General features: G+C 61.3%; 16 protein-coding genes. 6 read left to right on the forward strand and 10 right to left on the reverse strand.

Annotated elements, in window-relative coordinates; genetic code table 11:
• Positions 1-22: 22 nt before the first annotated feature.
• Complete coding sequence (locus tag HDC32_RS19010; RefSeq protein ID WP_145336929.1) at positions 23-1,417, reverse strand: FAD-binding oxidoreductase; 1,395 nt, start codon at positions 1,415-1,417, stop codon at positions 23-25.
• Between the two features lie 205 nt (positions 1,418-1,622).
• Here HDC32_RS19010 and serA point away from each other — a divergent pair, with 205 nt between their 5' ends.
• The gene (serA, locus tag HDC32_RS19015; protein ID WP_010167810.1) at positions 1,623-2,852 is read left to right on the forward strand and encodes a phosphoglycerate dehydrogenase; all 1,230 of its coding nucleotides are present in this window, start codon (positions 1,623-1,625) and stop codon (positions 2,850-2,852) included.
• A 68-nt stretch (positions 2,853-2,920) separates the two neighbouring features.
• Here serA and HDC32_RS19020 read toward each other — a convergent pair whose 3' ends face one another.
• Positions 2,921-3,361 carry a DUF4399 domain-containing protein gene (locus HDC32_RS19020; RefSeq protein WP_131697550.1) on the reverse strand — a complete coding sequence of 147 codons (441 nt, stop codon included), beginning with the start codon at positions 3,359-3,361 and terminating at the stop codon, positions 2,921-2,923.
• 134 nt (positions 3,362-3,495) lie between these two features.
• Here HDC32_RS19020 and HDC32_RS19025 point away from each other — a divergent pair, with 134 nt between their 5' ends.
• On the forward strand, positions 3,496-4,020 hold the full coding sequence (locus HDC32_RS19025; RefSeq protein WP_184745127.1) for a transporter substrate-binding domain-containing protein: 525 nt from the start codon (positions 3,496-3,498) through the stop codon (positions 4,018-4,020).
• Here HDC32_RS19025 and HDC32_RS19030 read toward each other — a convergent pair.
• Positions 3,971-4,453, reverse strand: coding sequence for a DUF523 domain-containing protein (locus HDC32_RS19030; protein WP_131697552.1), 483 nt, complete (start codon positions 4,451-4,453; stop codon positions 3,971-3,973). The genes HDC32_RS19025 and HDC32_RS19030 overlap by 50 nt on opposite strands.
• A gap of 2 nt (positions 4,454-4,455) precedes the next feature.
• Complete coding sequence (locus HDC32_RS19035) at positions 4,456-5,088, reverse strand: 2OG-Fe(II) oxygenase (RefSeq protein ID WP_131697741.1); 633 nt, start codon at positions 5,086-5,088, stop codon at positions 4,456-4,458.
• A gap of 131 nt (positions 5,089-5,219) precedes the next feature.
• Here HDC32_RS19035 and HDC32_RS19040 point away from each other — a divergent pair, with 131 nt between their 5' ends.
• Positions 5,220-5,972, forward strand: coding sequence for a DUF2059 domain-containing protein (locus HDC32_RS19040; RefSeq protein WP_131697553.1), 753 nt, complete (start codon positions 5,220-5,222; stop codon positions 5,970-5,972).
• A gap of 58 nt (positions 5,973-6,030) precedes the next feature.
• Here HDC32_RS19040 and HDC32_RS19045 read toward each other — a convergent pair whose 3' ends face one another.
• Entirely contained in the window at positions 6,031-6,972 is a 942-nt protein-coding gene (locus HDC32_RS19045) for an alpha/beta hydrolase (RefSeq protein WP_184745129.1), read from the reverse strand.
• 99 nt (positions 6,973-7,071) lie between these two features.
• Here HDC32_RS19045 and HDC32_RS19050 point away from each other — a divergent pair, with 99 nt between their 5' ends.
• The gene (locus HDC32_RS19050) at positions 7,072-7,647 is read left to right on the forward strand and encodes a DUF6436 domain-containing protein (RefSeq protein ID WP_184745131.1); all 576 of its coding nucleotides are present in this window, start codon (positions 7,072-7,074) and stop codon (positions 7,645-7,647) included.
• 30 nt (positions 7,648-7,677) lie between these two features.
• Positions 7,678-10,032: a penicillin acylase family protein gene (locus tag HDC32_RS19055; RefSeq protein ID WP_184745133.1), complete on the forward strand. Its 2,355-nt coding sequence runs from the start codon at positions 7,678-7,680 to the stop codon at positions 10,030-10,032.
• A gap of 29 nt (positions 10,033-10,061) precedes the next feature.
• On the opposite strand, the gene HDC32_RS19060 is transcribed toward HDC32_RS19055, so the two are convergent.
• Complete coding sequence (locus tag HDC32_RS19060; protein WP_184745135.1) at positions 10,062-11,033, reverse strand: GlxA family transcriptional regulator; 972 nt, start codon at positions 11,031-11,033, stop codon at positions 10,062-10,064.
• A gap of 292 nt (positions 11,034-11,325) precedes the next feature.
• Between HDC32_RS19060 and HDC32_RS19065 the strand changes: the two genes are divergently transcribed.
• Positions 11,326-11,967, forward strand: a complete 642-nt coding sequence (locus tag HDC32_RS19065; protein ID WP_131697558.1) for an HD domain-containing protein — start codon at positions 11,326-11,328, stop codon at positions 11,965-11,967.
• 112 nt (positions 11,968-12,079) lie between these two features.
• Here HDC32_RS19065 and HDC32_RS19070 read toward each other — a convergent pair whose 3' ends face one another.
• From HDC32_RS19070 to HDC32_RS19085, 4 genes are all read right to left on the reverse strand, one after another.
• Positions 12,080-12,964: an ABC transporter permease subunit gene (locus HDC32_RS19070; RefSeq protein WP_095185162.1), complete on the reverse strand. Its 885-nt coding sequence runs from the start codon at positions 12,962-12,964 to the stop codon at positions 12,080-12,082.
• A complete protein-coding gene (locus HDC32_RS19075) occupies positions 12,961-13,881 on the reverse strand; it encodes an ABC transporter permease subunit (RefSeq protein ID WP_027608406.1) in 921 nt (306 codons plus the stop codon). The genes HDC32_RS19070 and HDC32_RS19075 overlap by 4 nt, the downstream gene beginning before the upstream one ends.
• Positions 13,878-15,020 (reverse strand): ABC transporter ATP-binding protein, encoded by a 1,143-nt coding sequence (locus HDC32_RS19080; RefSeq protein WP_027608405.1) that lies wholly within the window; start codon positions 15,018-15,020, stop codon positions 13,878-13,880. Before HDC32_RS19080 ends, HDC32_RS19075 begins: the two co-directional genes overlap by 4 nt.
• Positions 15,021-15,084: 64 nt before the next feature.
• Positions 15,085-16,179 carry a polyamine ABC transporter substrate-binding protein gene (locus HDC32_RS19085; RefSeq protein WP_145336937.1) on the reverse strand — a complete coding sequence of 365 codons (1,095 nt, stop codon included), beginning with the start codon at positions 16,177-16,179 and terminating at the stop codon, positions 15,085-15,087.
• Positions 16,180-16,186 lie beyond the last annotated feature (7 nt).

The following is a 16,186-nucleotide window of genomic DNA, read 5'->3' on the forward strand; positions in this document are numbered from 1 at the left end:
GAAACGACTCCTTCGGGGGCGGTTAAACAGCGAAGATCTTGCCAGGGTTCATGATCCCGTTCGGGTCGAACACCGCCTTCACTGCTTTCATGTATTCGATCTCAACCGGCGAGCGGCTGTAGGTCAGGTAATCACGCTTGGTCATGCCCACGCCGTGTTCGGCGGAGATCGAACCGTTGTACTTCTGAACGGTTTCGAACACCCACTTGTTCACGGTGGCGCACTTGGCGAAGAACTCATCCTTGCTCAGGTTTTCCGGCTTGAGGATGTTCAGGTGCAGGTTGCCATCGCCGATATGGCCGAACCAGACAATTTCGAAGTCCGGGTAGTGTTCGCCGACGATCGTGTCAATTTCCTTCAAAAATGCTGGCACTTTCGAGACAGTGACCGAAATATCGTTCTTGTACGGCGTCCAGTGGGAAATGGTCTCGGAGATGTACTCGCGCAGTTTCCACAGGTTGTGCAACTGGGTTTCGCTCTGGCTCATCACGCCGTCCAGCACCCAGCCCTGCTCGACGCAGTGCTCGAAGGTTTCCAGGGCGTGGTTGGCGACTTCTTCGGTGGTGGCTTCGAATTCCAGCAGCGCGTAGAACGGGCACTCGGTTTCGAACGGCGCGGGCACGTCGCCGCGACCGAGGACTTTGGCCAGCGCCTTATCGGAGAAGAACTCGAAGGCGGTCAGGTCCAGCTTGCTCTGGAAGGCGTGCAGCACCGGCATGATCGAGTCGAAATCGGTGGTGCCGAGCACCATCGCCGTGAGGTTTTTCGGCGCACGGTCCAGGCGCATGGTGGCTTCGACCACAAAGCCCAGGGTGCCTTCGGCGCCGATAAACAGTTGGCGCATGTCATAGCCGGTGGCGTTCTTGATCAGGTCGCGGTTCAGCTCCAGTACGTCACCCTTGCCGGTGACGACTTTCATGCCGGCCACCCAGTTGCGGGTCATGCCGTAGCGAATGACCTTGATCCCGCCGGCATTGGTGCCGATATTGCCGCCAATCTGGCTGGAACCGGACGACGCGAAGTCCACCGGGTAGTACAGGCCTTTTTCTTCGGCGACGTTCTGCAATTGTTTGGTGACCACGCCCGGCTGGCACACCGCGGTGCGGTCGGTGAGGTTCACGTCGAGGATCTGGTTCATATAGTCGAACGAAACGACCACTTCGCCATTGGCCGCCACGGCAGCAGCCGACAGGCCGGTACGACCACCGGATGGCACCAGCGCCACCTTATGCTCATTGGCCCAACGGACAATGGCCTGCACCTGTTCGGTGGTCTTGGGGAACACGATGGCGGTCGGCGCGGGCGCGAAGTGCTTGGTCCAATCCTTGCCGTAAGCCTCCAGGGAGTCGGCGTCGGTCAGCACTTTGCCGGGCTCAACCAGGGTCTTTAGCTCATCAATCAGGGCAGGATGGGTCATCGACAGAACTCTCGAACAATTCATGGTCATCCTGAGAACGCTTCACGTCGCAGGAATAGGTGTTTAGCGGGGCGCGTATGCTAGCATACCGCCCCCGCAGGACAGAGCCCAAGGGCGTTTCTGCGGTGACGGCTTTCCTGCCGTCCGGGTCAGCTTGCGCTGCTCGATTCCCTGCCATTTTTCTCCGGGATACAGGTTTACGCAGATGAGCAAGACTTCTCTCGATAAGAGCAAGATCAAGTTCCTTCTTCTGGAAGGCGTCCACCCATCGGCCGTCGACGTACTGAAGGCCGCCGGGTACTCCAGCATTGAGTACATCACCAGTTCTCTGCCGGAAGCCCAGCTCAAGGAAAAGATCGCCGACGCGCACTTTATCGGCATTCGCTCCCGCACTCAGCTGACCGAAGAGATCTTCGACCACGCCAAGAAACTCGTGGCGGTCGGCTGTTTCTGCATCGGCACCAACCAGGTCGACCTCAACGCAGCGCGCGAGCGCGGCATTGCAGTGTTCAACGCGCCGTACTCCAACACCCGTTCCGTGGCGGAGCTGGTGCTGGCCGAGGCCATCCTGCTGCTGCGCGGTATCCCTGAGAAGAACGCCTCCTGCCACCGTGGCGGCTGGATCAAGAGCGCGGCCAACTCCTTCGAAATCCGGGGCAAGAAGCTGGGTATCGTTGGTTACGGCTCGATCGGTACGCAACTGTCGGTACTGGCCGAAGGCCTGGGCATGCAGGTGTTCTTCTACGACACCCTGACCAAGCTGCCATTGGGCAACGCCACCCAGGTGTCGAGCCTGACCGAACTGCTGGGCATGTCCGACATCGTCACCCTGCACGTTCCGGAAACCGCTGAGACCCAGTGGATGATCGGCGAGAAGGAAATCCGCGCCATCAAGAAAGGCGGCATCCTGATCAATGCTGCACGCGGCACCGTGGTCGAGCTGGACGCCCTGGCCGACGCGATCAAGGACAAGCACCTGATCGGCGCCGCAATCGACGTGTTCCCGGTGGAGCCACGCTCCAACGACGACATCTTCGAAAGCCCGCTGCGTGGCCTGGACAACGTGATCCTGACCCCGCACATCGGCGGCTCCACCGCTGAAGCCCAGGCCAACATCGGCCTGGAAGTGTCGGAGAAGCTGGTCAAGTACAGCGACAACGGTACGTCGGTCTCGTCCGTCAACTTCCCGGAAGTAGCCCTGCCGGCTCACCCTGGCAAGCACCGTCTGCTGCACATCCACCAGAACATTCCTGGCGTGATGATGGAGATCAACAAGGTCTTCGCGGAAAACGGCATCAACATCTCCGGTCAGTTCCTGCAGACCAACGAGAAGGTCGGCTACGTGGTGATCGACGTCGATGCCGAGTATTCGGACCTGGCGCAAGAGAAGCTGCAGCACATCAACGGCACTATCCGTAGCCGCGTGTTGTTCTAACGCTGCAAACGCGGCACAAAAAAATGGGAGGCCCGCAGGGGTCTCCCATTTTTTTGTCTGAACACATCTTACTTGACGTTAACCGTGATGACTTTCGAGGCTACCGTCGGATCGAACTGCATGTGCAGCTTGTCGCCGGCCACCAGTTGCAGGGTGTGTTTGCCTGGGGTGAGGGTCAACTCGGTCTCGGTCTGGGCCTTCCCGTAGTGAATCACGGTGTCGGTAGCCGGGATCGGTACGCTGGCGTCAGGCAGCGCTTTCTGGTCGATCAGCAGGTGGTGGTGGCCGGTGCCTGCGGTTTGGTCAGTGGCCGGGGCCAGCTTCAGGCCTTCCATGCCGAATTTGACGGTGAAGGTTTTATCGACGGTGGCACCGTCTTTTGGCGAGACGATAAACACTTTGGCGCCTTCGGGTGGAGCGCTGCGCGGGATGCCGTCGGCGGCGGTCGCCAACATCGAGGCACCCAGCAACAGGCTGGCAATCGTTGCACGGGACAATAGGGCTTTCATTCGCTTCTCCAGTTTTTCTGTGAAATCTGTAGGGTTTCGACAACTTCGCGATAAATTGCTGTCCAAGGCACTCACCACCATAGCAAAGCGATGCTGAACGGCGCCTCGCACATTCGAATTTTCTAGGAGTGACCATGCGCTTTTCGCCTGGCCTGTTACTTTTGCTACCCCTTCTGAGCCCCCTGGCTCACGCCGAACTGATCGACGATGTAAATGATCGCGGCGAACTGCGCATCGCCCTTGAAGCCAAGACCCCGCCCTACAACTTCAAGGAAGGCGACAAACTCACCGGCTTTGAAGTCGAGCTGGGTGAACTGCTGGCAAAAGAAATGGACGTGCGCCCCTCATTTATCACCACCGATGACGCCGATATGCTGCCAGGGGTCTCAACCGGCAAATACGATGTGGCCATCAACCATATCGCTATGACTGCCGAGCTTAAGGATCGTTTCGATTTCAGCGAGGCTTATCACGAGAAGCCTGAGTTGGCGATCCCGTTCCAGAAGGGCAACCCGGCCTTCAAGACGAGCTTGGACGGGGCACTGAAGCGGGTGAAGGACGATGGCCGATTAAAGGCGCTGTCGCAGAAGTGGTTCGAGGGCGACGCCCCTACAGGCGCGCCAACGCCTGTGCCGCCTCAGGCAACTCCAGCTCACTGAACACCTGCACGCCATGGCGCTTGAGCAGCGCCGCCGTTACACCCTCGCCACTGACCTTTACACCGGTGAAGGTACCGTCATAGGTCAGCAGGTTGCCGCAGGACGGGCTATTGGCCTTGAGGATGGCGATACGGATGTTATGGCGCTGCACCAACGCCAGAGCTTGGCGGGCGCCGTCGAGGAAGGCGGCGCTGAAGTCTTCGCCCTCGGCAGTCAGCACTCGGGCGCGGCCTTCCCACACATCGATGCCCTGCCCGCCCGGAATCTCGGCAGAGGGCCTGGGCGTCGGCAAACCGCCCGACACTTCCGGGCAGATCGCAACCACACGACCTTCAGCCTGCCACGCCGCCAACGGGTCGAACGGCCCGCTGGCCCCGCCGTCGTAGCGCACCTTGTGGCCGAGCAGGCAGCGGCTGATCAGAATCTTTTGCATGGTTAAAACGGCTCGTTGCCGCGCCGGCGAAACCACCCGGTGAGGGACAGGCGTTCGCGCGTGGCTGGCATGACTTCGTGGGGCACCTCGCCCGACAGGAACACCACCAGGCTTCCGCCGGTGGGCACCACATCGTATTCGACGCCGTCCTTGAGGTACATGCGCAACTGGCCACCGTGCTCGGGCAGCCAGGCATCGTTCAAGTAGATCACCGCCGAGACCATGCGCCGGTCGTCGTCGCGAAAACGGTCGAGGTGCCTGAGGTAAAACGCGCCGGGCGGGTACATCGCGAAGTGGCTTTCGAAATCCTCCAGGCCGAGGAACAAACCACGGTTCATCGCCAGGCGCAGGCTGTCCATTACCGCCATATAGCTGTCGCAGACCGCCGCGTCGCCCTCCTCCAGCCACTGGATATGGTCGCCGCGAATGCCCTCGCGAATCTCTTGGGCCGGTCCGCGCCCCACCGCCGCAGGGGCTAATTCGCCCTCGGCCGCACGTTTACGGCACTCAGCCGCCAGTTCCAGGGTCAGAGCCTGGGGCAGGAAGCCGTTCTGCTGCGACCAGCCTTTTTCGGCCAGGTCATCAACGATGCGTTGCAGCAGGGGGTGATCGAGGGGTATTTGCATGGCGCGCATAGTATCCATACGCCTGTGAATCCGACAGAGCCGCCGAGCGTCTGAATACACTTTAGTCAGGTGACTGATAGGACTTCTCGACAAATCCTACGCCCGACACGGACAATAGTGGCCGACTGACAGGAGTCCATATGCGTCGTTTGTTTTTTTCCTTGCTGATGTTCTGCGTTTTGCCCGCCTGGGCAGACGGCCATGACCAGTTGTACAAGGTCGCCGGCTGGGCCGAACAACGTGCGCACTTCAATGACGCCCTCAGTGCTGCCCAGCAACGCTACCGCAATAGCCTGCCGCCGGCGGTGTACCAGGCGCTGGTGGACAACAGCAATAAACGCTTTGGCGCCCAGGCCATGGACCAACGTGCCGAGGCGCAACTGCGCAAGAACCTGGCGGACCCCAAGCCCGCCTTGGCGTTCTTCCAGTCGCCGCTGGGCCGCAAGATCGTCGCCGCCGAATTGCTGGCCACGCGCCGTGACCAACTGGCAAAAAATGCCCAGGGCCTGCCCAAGATCGAAGCCGACGCCACCCGCAGCCTGATCATCGGCCACCTGGCCCAGGCCCTGCCTGCCCGTGAAGCCGGGGCCGAAGTGAGCCTGGCGATTGCCGGTGTAGCCGCCGACAGCTTGAGCCAGATGATCCCCGGCCTGCTGGGTGGTGGTCAGGCTCAGGGCATGTTGAATGGGCAGCGTGAGCGGCTGATGCAACAGATCGACAAGGACTTGAACAACACGTTGCTGTACGTCTATCGGGATTTGTCCGACCCCGAGCTGGAGGAGTTCGCGACGTTTGCGGAGTCGCCGGAGGGTAAGGCGTATTACCAGGCGGCGCTGGCAGCGATTCGTGCGGGGCTGGCGGTCGGCCAGAGCACTTCAAGCCTGACGCAGTAGAAAATGTGGGAGGGGCGGTGCGACGATTCGACTTGCCTCCTCCCACATTTGGATTGTGTTATTTCAAATGGTCTGTCAAATACCGGAAATACTCTTCACGAATCTCCGGAATCTCGTTCGCCAGGTGATGCCGGCCACGCGGCAGCATTAACACCTCGGGTTGGTCGAACTTGCCCCGCAGCACCTGCAAGTTGTGCTGCCAATCCACCGTCATGTCGTCCTCACCCTGCACAATCACCGGCCGCCGTGGGCTGCGCGGGGCGGCTTCGATGCGTTTGATCCAGCGCGCCAGCGCCCCTACCCAGGCGGTTGGCAATTGGCGCGGCTGAAGCGGGTCGGCCTCCAGGAATGGCTTGAACTGCGGGTCGTTGGTGTTCTCGCTGAAACGCCGGGCGATGCCTTTGACGAACGGGCGCAGCAGGTAATAGCTGACCTGCGACCACCCCCACGCACGCGGCCGCACCAGCGGTGAGAGCAGGAAGGTCTTGCCTTGGGCCGGGCTCTCGGCCCCCTGGTTGAGCAGGTGGTCTACTACCACCGCGCCGCCGGTGCTTTGCCCGAACAAATGCCAGGGCTGCGGCAATTGCAGCGCTTGGGCCTGGACGAACAGCGCCTGCACCACATCCTGGTACACGGCAAAATCATCGATGCTGGCGCGCGCGCCGCTGGACAAACCATGGCCCGGCAAATCGCAGGCGATCACCACAAAGCCCTGGTCCAGCGCCCAGTTCACTACGTGGCGATAAAGGCCCATATGGTCGTAGAAGCCGTGGAACATAAACATCGTCGCCACCGGCACGGGCGGCCACCACACCTGAGCGACCACCTCAAACCCATCCACCTCGAAACGCCCCAGCCGACTCACTGTCGGCACTTTGCGTGTGCTCAGGTCCAGTCCATAGAAACGCTGGTAGACCCGCGCTTCGGCTGAAAGCGGTTGCGCATCCACCAGGGGCCGCAGGCTTTCGCGAAGATGATCAGGGTCAAAGGTCACGGGCATAAAGGGTTCCAGACTTGCGGCGAAGATGAATATCGAGCTGCGATATTCATCTGTCAGGACAAGCATGGCAAGCTACGCGACCTGCGAGGATAGATCCGAATGCGACAGCCTTACCGTAACGCCCTGTTCGCCAGCCTGATCCTGATCATCTGCGCCGGTGTGCTGTGGGCGGCGTATGACTGGTTCCAGGGCCGCTACCTGCGCGCTTTCAGTGAGCACACGGCAGTGTTTTCCGGCGATGCCCTGCAACTGCCCGCCGAACTCGCAGGCCCCGGGCCGATCCGCCTGGTGCATTTCTGGGATCCGGCTTGCCCGTGCAATGTCGGCAACCAGCAACACCTGGGCGAGTTGATCGAGCAGTACGCGCCCCAGGGCGTCGAGTTCTATGCCCTGCAAAAAGCCGGCAGCCACGGTCAGTTGCCCGATAACCTGCGCCAGATGAAAACCCTCACTACCCTGCCCGGCGCCGACCAGGTGCCGGCCAGCCCGGCCGTGGGCATCTGGGACCGAACCGGCAAGCTCGCGTATTTCGGGCCGTACAGCGAAGGGCTGACGTGTAACGCCAATAACAGTTTTATCGAGCCTATCCTGAAAGCCCTTGAAGCTGGGCGAGAGGTGAATGCCACGCACACCCTGGCGGTGGGCTGCTATTGTTCGTGGTCGAAAGATTTGTAGCTCGCCACCCACTCTCGGTAAGGAATGTCCATGAAGCGCGTCTTGCGGGTTCTCGCGGTTCTGCTGGTGCTGATCGGCCTCGGTGCGGGCTGGTACGTCTACAGCAAGCAACCCAGCCGCCAGGGCACGGTTGAACTGGCCAACCTGCAAGGCTCGGTCACCGTGCGCTACGACGATCGTGGAGTGCCGCATATTCGCGCCGAGAACGAGACCGACCTGTATCGCGCCCTGGGCTACGTGCATGCCCAGGACCGCCTGTTCCAGATGGAGGTCATGCGGCGCCTGGCCCGTGGCGAGTTGGCCGAGGTGCTCGGGCCGAAGCTGCTGGAGACCGACAAGCTGTTCCGCAGCCTGCGCATTCGCGACCGCGCCGCCACCTACGTGGCGCAGCAGGACCATGAGTCGGCGCACTGGAAGGCCCTGCAAGCCTACCTGGACGGGATCAACCAATATCAGGACAGCCACGCCCGCCCGATGGAGTTCGACGTGCTGGGCATCCCCAGGCGCCCGTTTACCGCCGAGGACACCATCAGCGTCGCCGGGTACATGGCCTACAGCTTTGCCGCTGCGTTTCGTACCGAGCCCTTGCTGACTTACGTGCGCGACCAATTGGGCAGCGATTACCTGAAAGTCTTCGACCTCGACTGGCAACCCAAAGGCGCCCTCAACCTGGCCGACAATGACTGGAAAACCCTCGACGCCCTCGCCGCCCTGAGCGAGCAGGCGTTGGCCGACAACGGCTTGCCGCAATTCGAGGGCAGCAACGCCTGGGCCATCAGTGGCAGCCGCACCAAGAGCGGCAAACCGCTGCTGGCGGGTGACCCGCATATCCGCTTTTCGGTGCCATCGGTGTGGTACGAGGCGCAACTGTCGGCGCCGGGGTTTGAGCTGTATGGCTACCACAACGCGCTGGTGCCCGTGGCGTTCCTGGGGCACAACCTGGATTTCGGCTGGAGCCTGACCATGTTCCAGAACGACGACCTCGACCTGATCGCCGAAAAGGTCAACCCGGACAACGCCAACCAGGTCTGGTACCACGGCCAGTGGGTCGACATGACCCGCAGCGAGCAACAGATCGCCGTAAAAGGCCAGGCACCGGTCAGCCTCACCCTGCGCCAGTCGCCCCACGGCCCGATCGTCAATGACGTGCTCGGCGAGAACGGCGGCAAGACGCCGATTGCCATGTGGTGGGCGTTCCTCGACACCCAGAACCCGATCCTCGAAGGTTTCTACCAGCTCAACCGCGCCGACACCCTGGCCAAGGCGCGCGCGGCGGCGGCCAAGGTGTCGGCACCGGGGCTGAATATCGTGTGGGCCAATGCCAAGGGCGACATCGGCTGGTGGGCGGCGGCGCAGTTGCCGATTCGCCCGGCTGGCACCAACCCAGGTTTTATCCTCGACGGCAGCACCGCCCAGGCCGACAAGCTGGGCTTCTACCCCTTCAGCGCCAACCCCCAGGAAGAAAACCCGGCGCGTGGCTATGTGGTGTCGGCCAATGCCCAGCCGGTATCGCCCACCGGCATGGAAATCCCCGGCTATTACAACCTCGCCGACCGTGGCCAGCAGTTGAACGCGCAGTTGAGCGACAAGAGCGTGAAGTGGGATGTGAACAACAGCCAGGCCCTGCAACTGGGCACCACCACCGCCTTCGGCCCGCGCCTGCTCGCGCCGCTGTTGCCGGTACTGCGCGAGGTGGTCACGGACCCGGCGCAGTTGAAGCTGGTGGAACAGCTTGCCAGCTGGAAGGGTGACTACCCGCTGGATTCCACCAGCGCCACGCTGTTCAACCAGTTCCTGTTCAACCTCGCCGACGCAGCTTTCCACCCGAAACTGGGCGATGGTATGTTCAAGACCTTGCTCACGACCCGCGTGATCGACGCCGCCCTGCCCCGCCTGGCTGCCGACCCGGCCTCGCCCTGGTGGGACGGCAAGCGCGCCGACAGCGTCAAGCGGGCCTGGGACAACAGCCTCGCGCACCTCAAGGCCACCTTCGGCGATGACCCGACGCAATGGCAGTGGGGCAAGGCCCATACCCTGACCCACAGTCATCCGCTGGGCTCACAGAAACCCTTGGACCTGATCGTCAACGTCGGCCCGTTCCCGGCCCCCGGCACCCACGAAGTGCCGAACAACCAGTCGGCCGTCATCGGCCCCGCGCCATGGCCAGTGACCTACGGCCCGTCCACCCGCCGCCTGATCGACTTCGCCGACGTGGCCCACGCGCTGACGATCAACCCGGTCGGTCAAAGCGGTGTGCCGTTTGACAAGCACTATGGCGACCAGGCAGAGACCTATATCGAAGGGGGTTACGAGCAGGCGCATTTCAGTGATGAGGAAGTCACGGCGAATACGCGCGGCACCTTGAAGCTGCTACCGGCGCGGTAGCCCTATGCAAGCCAACGCCTACAGTTGGTCTACGCCGTTGCTGGGGGCGCAAAGTTGAGCCGAAACTGCTGCGGCGTCACCCCCAGGCGGCGATTGAACACACTGCGCATGTGCTGGGCATCGCGAAAACCGCATTGGTACGCCACGGTTTTCAATGGCGCGTGAGTACTTTCAAGCATCACCCGCGCCGCATCCACCCGCGCCCGCTCAACAAATTCCGCAGGCGTAACCTGCGCCTCACGGGCAAACACCCGAGAAAAATTGCGCGCGCTCATATTGGCGGCCCTTGCCAGGTCGGCGATGGTCAGATCCCCGGTCAAATTCGCCAATACATACAGCTGCACCAGCGCTACCGCCGATGTGGTTTCGGCGTGGGGTGTAAGAAACGGGCTGAACTGCGACTGCCCGCCCGAACGCTGGGTGAACACCACCAGGCGCTTGGCCACGCTCAAAGCCACTTCCGGGCCGTGGTCCTGGGCCAGCAGGTACAGCGACAAGTCGATGCCCGCCGTGACCCCGGCCGAGGTGTAAAGGTTGCCGTCCTGCACGTAGAGGCGGTCGGCTTCGACCTGAGCCGAAGGACACAGGCGCGCCAGGTCAGCGGCGTCGTTCCAATGGGTGGTGATGGTTTTTCCGTCCAGCAATCCGGCGCGCGCCAGCATGAAGGCCCCGTTACAGATAGAGCCAAACCGTCGCGCCCGGGCGGTGGCGCCACGCAGCCAATCATCGAACGGAGCGCCGAAGTCCTCGAAGGGTAACTGCGGGCCGCCCGCGACCAGCAGCAGGTCATAGGCCTGCAGGGCTTCGCTGTAATGCTTATGGGCCTGGAGTGACAGGCCATTGGAGGCCGCCATCGTGCCGTGGCCTAAACCTATCACTTCCAACTGGTAATGATCTTCGGGCACCAGAAAGCGGTTGGCCTCGCAGAACACATCCATGGGACCGGTCACATCCAGTGACTGGACGCCGGGGAAGATCAGGATCGCGACGGTCTTGTGCATGCTCACAGACACCTTTTTCTAGCGGAATAAAATGCAAACCCTGTGGGAGGGGGCTTGCTCCCGATGGCGCTGTATCAGTCAGCAGATGCAGTGCCTGGTACTCAGCAATCGGGAGCAAGCCCCCTCCCACACTGGGATTTTCGCAGGCTTCCAGAGTGATATCGCCCGCTACACCCTAGTCGATTTCTGCTTGGCACGATGTGTCGGCACATTGGCCGGGATCGCGCCCTCACCGCGCTGGTCGCTGCACCGACCAGCGACCAAACTGACTGCTTTCCAGAGGAGAGCCACCATGACCACCACCATCGCCGGCATCAAGATCCCGGACAGCGCCCTGGCCAAGGCCACCACCGAATACATCCGCGACATCGAATCCGACCTGCTCTACCACCACTCGCGCCGGGTGTTCCTCTTCGGCGCCTTGAGCGGTGAGCGCAAGCAGTTGGCCTACAACCCGGAGCTGCTTTACGTCGGCGCCATGTTCCATGACCTGGGCCTGGTGGAAGGCCATCGCAGTGACGACGAACGCTTCGAAGTGGACGGCGCCAACGCCGCCGCGGCCTTTCTCAAGCCTTACGGGCTGAGCGACGACGATATCGAACAGGTGTGGCTGTCCATCGCCCTGCACACCACGCCGGGCGTACCGCAGCACCTGCGCCCGACCGTGGCCCTGGTGACAGCCGGCGTCGAAATGGACGTGCTGGGCATGGACTACGCCGCGTTCAGCAGCGTGCAGCGCGACGCCGTGGTGCATGCGCATCCACGCGGTGAAGGCTTCAAGGAGTGCATCATCTGCGCGTTTGCCGACGGCTTGCGCCATCGCCCGCAGACCACGTTTGGCAACGTGAAGACGGATGTGCTGGTGGATCAGGAGCCGGGGTTCAAGCCGATGAATTTTGTCGAGGTGATTCGCAAGTCGCCGTGGTTGGCGTAGCGGAGTTGAAATGCGATCAAATGTGGGAGGGGGCTTGCCCCCGATTGCTGAGTGTCAGTCACTGCATCTATTGACTGACCCACCGCCATCGGGAGCAAGCCCCCTCCCACCTTTAGACCGGCGCCTGCGCCCGACGCACGTCCGGCTGTTTCCAGCCATCGGCAGCGGCTTCTTCGATGGCTTGCTGGATGGCCTTCTTGCGCATCTCTTCGGCACGTCGGCTGAAGAACCACACCAGGAAGGTCACCAGCGACACCGCCAGCAGAATCAGGCTGGCCACGGCGTTGATCTCGGGTTTTACCCCAAGGCGCACGGCCGAGAACACTTCCATCGGCAACGTCGTAGAGCCCGGGCCCGAGACGAAGCTGGCCAGTACCAGGTCATCCAGGGACAGTGCGAACGACATCATGCCGCCCGCCGCCAACGACGGCGCGATCATCGGGATGGTGATCAGGAAGAACACCTTCCACGGCCGCGCACCCAGGTCCATCGCCGCTTCTTCGATCGACAGGTCCAGCTCACGCAAGCGCGCCGATACCACCACCGCCACATACGCCGCACAGAACGTGGTGTGGGCGATCCAGATGGTGACGATGCCACGCTCCTGGGGCCAGCCGATCATCTGCGCCATGGCCACGAACAGCAGCAGCAGCGACAGACCGGTGATCACTTCCGGCATCACCAACGGTGCGGTCACCAGGCCGCCGAACAGCGTGCGGCCCTTGAACTGGCTGATGCGCGTCAGCACAAACGCCGCCAACGTACCCAGCGCAACAGCGGCCACCGCCGTGTAGCAGGCGATTTCCAGGGAACGTGCCACCGACCCCATCAACTGGGTGTTGTCCAGCAGGCCCACGTACCACTTGATCGACCAACCGCCCCACACCGTTACCAGCTTGGATTCGTTGAACGAGTAGATCACCAGGATCAGCATCGGCAGGTAGATGAACAACAACCCCGCCACCAGCATGAAGCTTGAGAAACTGACGCGCTTCATATCTTGCCCTCCATCTCTTTGGCTTGGCTGCGGTTAAACAGAATGATGGGCACGATCAGGATCGCCAGCATCACTACCGCCAGGGCAGACGCCACCGGCCAGTCACGGTTGTTGAAGAACTCTTGCCACAACACTTTACCGATCATCAGGGTTTCCGGGCCGCCGAGCAGTTCCGGGATCACGAACTCGCCCACCACCGGGATAAACACCAGCATGCAGCCGGCGATGATGCCGTTCTTGGACAGCGGCACGGTGATTTTCCAGAAGCTGTTGAATGTGCTCGAACCCAGGTCCGATGCGGCTTCCAGCAGGCTCTGGTCATGCTTCACCAGGTTGGCGTACAGCGGCAGGATCATGAACGGCAGGTACGAATAGACCACGCCGATATACACCGCGATGTTGGTGTTGAGGATCTGCAGCGGCTCGTTGATCAACCCCATGGACATCAGGAAGCCATTGAGCAAACCGTTGTTGCTGAGGATGCCCATCCACGCATACACGCGGATCAGGATCGCGGTCCAGGTCGGCATCATGATCAGCAGCACCAGCACGGTCTGCATCTCTTTGCGCGCGGTGGCAATGGCGTAGGCCATCGGGTAGCCGATCAGCAGGCACAGCAGCGTGCTGAAGAACGCCATTTTCAGCGAGCCCAGGTACGCCGCGATGTACAGCTCATCACCTGCCAGCAAACTGTAGTTGGCCAGGTTCAGCACCACCTGCAGCTTCTGTTCGACGTAGGTGTAGATCTCGGTGTACGGCGGGATCGCTACGTCGGCTTCGGCGAAGCTGATTTTCAGGACAATGAAAAACGGCAGAGCGAAAAACAGGAACAGCCACAGGAACGGAATCCCGATGACCACCTGCTTGCCACTGGGGACGATGCGGTGCAAGCGCCGCTTGAGCTTCTTCATGTTCATGTGCGCAGTACCACGCCGCTGTCGTCTTCCCACCACACGTACACCTGGTCACCCCAGGTTGGGCGCTGGCCACGGCGTTCGGCGTTGGCGACGAAGGACTGCACCAGCTTGCCGCTTGGCAGCTCGACGTAGAACACCGAGTGGCCGCCCAGGTAGGCGATGTCGTGCACCTTGCCGCTGGACCAGTTGTGCTCGCAGGTCGGCATTTCGGTGGTGACCAGCAGTTTTTCCGGGCGGATGGCGTAGGTCACCGACTTGTCTTCCACCGAGGTGGCGATGCCGTAGCCCACGTAGATATCGCGGTCCAGGTCCGGGCACTTGAGCACCGCGTGGCCTTCGGCGTCGTCCACCACCTGGGTGTCGAAGATGTTGACGTTACCGATGAATTCGCACACCAGGCGGCTGGTCGGCGTCTCGTAGATGTCGATCGGGCTGCCGATCTGGGCGATCCAGCCCAGGTGCATGATCGCGATGCGCTCGGCCATGGTCATGGCCTCTTCCTGGTCGTGCGTCACCATCACGCAGGTCACGCCGACGCGCTCGATGATCTCTACCAGTTCCAGTTGCATCTGCGAGCGCAGCTTTTTATCGAGGGCGCCCATCGGCTCATCGAGCAGCAGCAGTTTCGGGCGCTTGGCCAGGGAGCGGGCCAACGCCACACGCTGACGCTGGCCACCGGACAACTGATGCGGCTTGCGCTTGGCGTACTGGCTCATCTGGACCAGCTTGAGCATTTCGGCCACGCGGGCATCGACCTCGGCCTTGGGGATCTTGTCCTGTTGCAGGCCGAACGCAATGTTCTGCGCCACGGTCATGTGCGGGAACAAGGCGTAGGACTGGAACATCATGTTGATCGGCCGCTCGTAGGGCGGCATATCGGTGATGTCCACACCGTCGAGGTAAATCCGACCTTCAGTCGGGCGCTCGAAGCCTGCGAGCATACGCAGCAGGGTGGACTTGCCCGAACCCGAACCGCCGAGCAAGGCGAAGATCTCGCCTTTCTTGATTTCCAGGGACACATCGTCCACGGCAATCGTCTCGTCGAACTTCTTCGTGACCCGGTCGATTTTGACCAGCACCTTTTTCGGTGTCTGGTCGCCCTCGAGGGCTTTCTTATAGGCGCCGGAGGCAACTGCCATTTACGAAACTCCCAAAAAAGAGTGCAGTTCGCCCGAGGCGGGCGAACCCAGGATAGTGTGAGCCTTACTTACCCGTCTTGACCTTGGTCCAGCTACGGGTCATTAAACGCTGCACTTTCGGGGGTAGCTCGAAGTTGACGAATGTCCTGTCGAGAACCGCCTGCGGTGGGTAAACCGCTTCGTCGGTGCGTATCGATTGCTCCATCAGCTTGTCCGCCCCTGGGTTAGGGTTGGCGTAGCCGACGGTGTCACTGACCTGAGCGATCACCTCAGATTTCAGCAAATAGTTGATGAAGGCGTGGGCTTCCTTGACGTTGGTGGCATCCTTGGGAATCGCCAGCACGTCAAACCACAGGTTGCCGCCTTCCTTCGGAATTGCGTAGGCGATGTTCACGCCTTTGCCCGCTTCGCTTGCGCGAGCCTTGGCCTGGAACACATCGCCGGAGAACCCGGCGGCCACGCAGATGTTGCCGTTGGCCAGGTCGGAGATGTATTTGGAAGAATGGAAGTAGGTCACGTAGGGCCGCACTTTGAGCAGCTTTTCTTCAGCCTTCTTGTAGTCGTCCGGGTTGGTGCTGTTAGGGTCCAGGCCCATGTAGTTAAGCACTGCCGGCAGCATTTCGTCCGCCGAGTCCATGAACGACACACCGCAGGTGGCCAGCTTCTTCATGTTTTCCGGTTCGAACAACACGGCCCAGGAGTCGATCTTGTCGACGCCCAGCACTTCCTTCACTTTGTCGACGTTGTAACCGATGCCATTGGTACCCCACAGGTACGGCACGGCGTACTGATTGCCAGGGTCGTTCTTCTCCAGGCGCTTGAGCAACACCGGATCCAGGTTGGCGTAGTTCGTCAGCAGCGACTTGTCGAGCTTCTGGAACGCACCGGCCTTGATCTGCTTGCCGAGGAAGTGGTTGGACGGCACCACCACGTCATAGCCGGTACGCCCGGCCAGTAACTTGCCTTCCAGGGTTTCGTTGGAATCAAACACGTCATACACGGGTTTGATGCCGGTGGCCTTTTCGAAGTTGGCCAGGGTGTCGGGGCCGATGTAATCCGACCAGTTATAAATATGCACAGTCGGTGCAGCCTGCACGCTGACAGCCAGCGTGATACCTGCACCTACCAGCAAGGCTTGGCGAAATAAAGAAATTGGCAAGTGGAGG

The sequence above is a fragment of the Pseudomonas sp. JAI120 genome (genome assembly GCF_014207255.1).
Taxonomy (GTDB): Bacteria; Pseudomonadota; Gammaproteobacteria; order Pseudomonadales; family Pseudomonadaceae; genus Aquipseudomonas.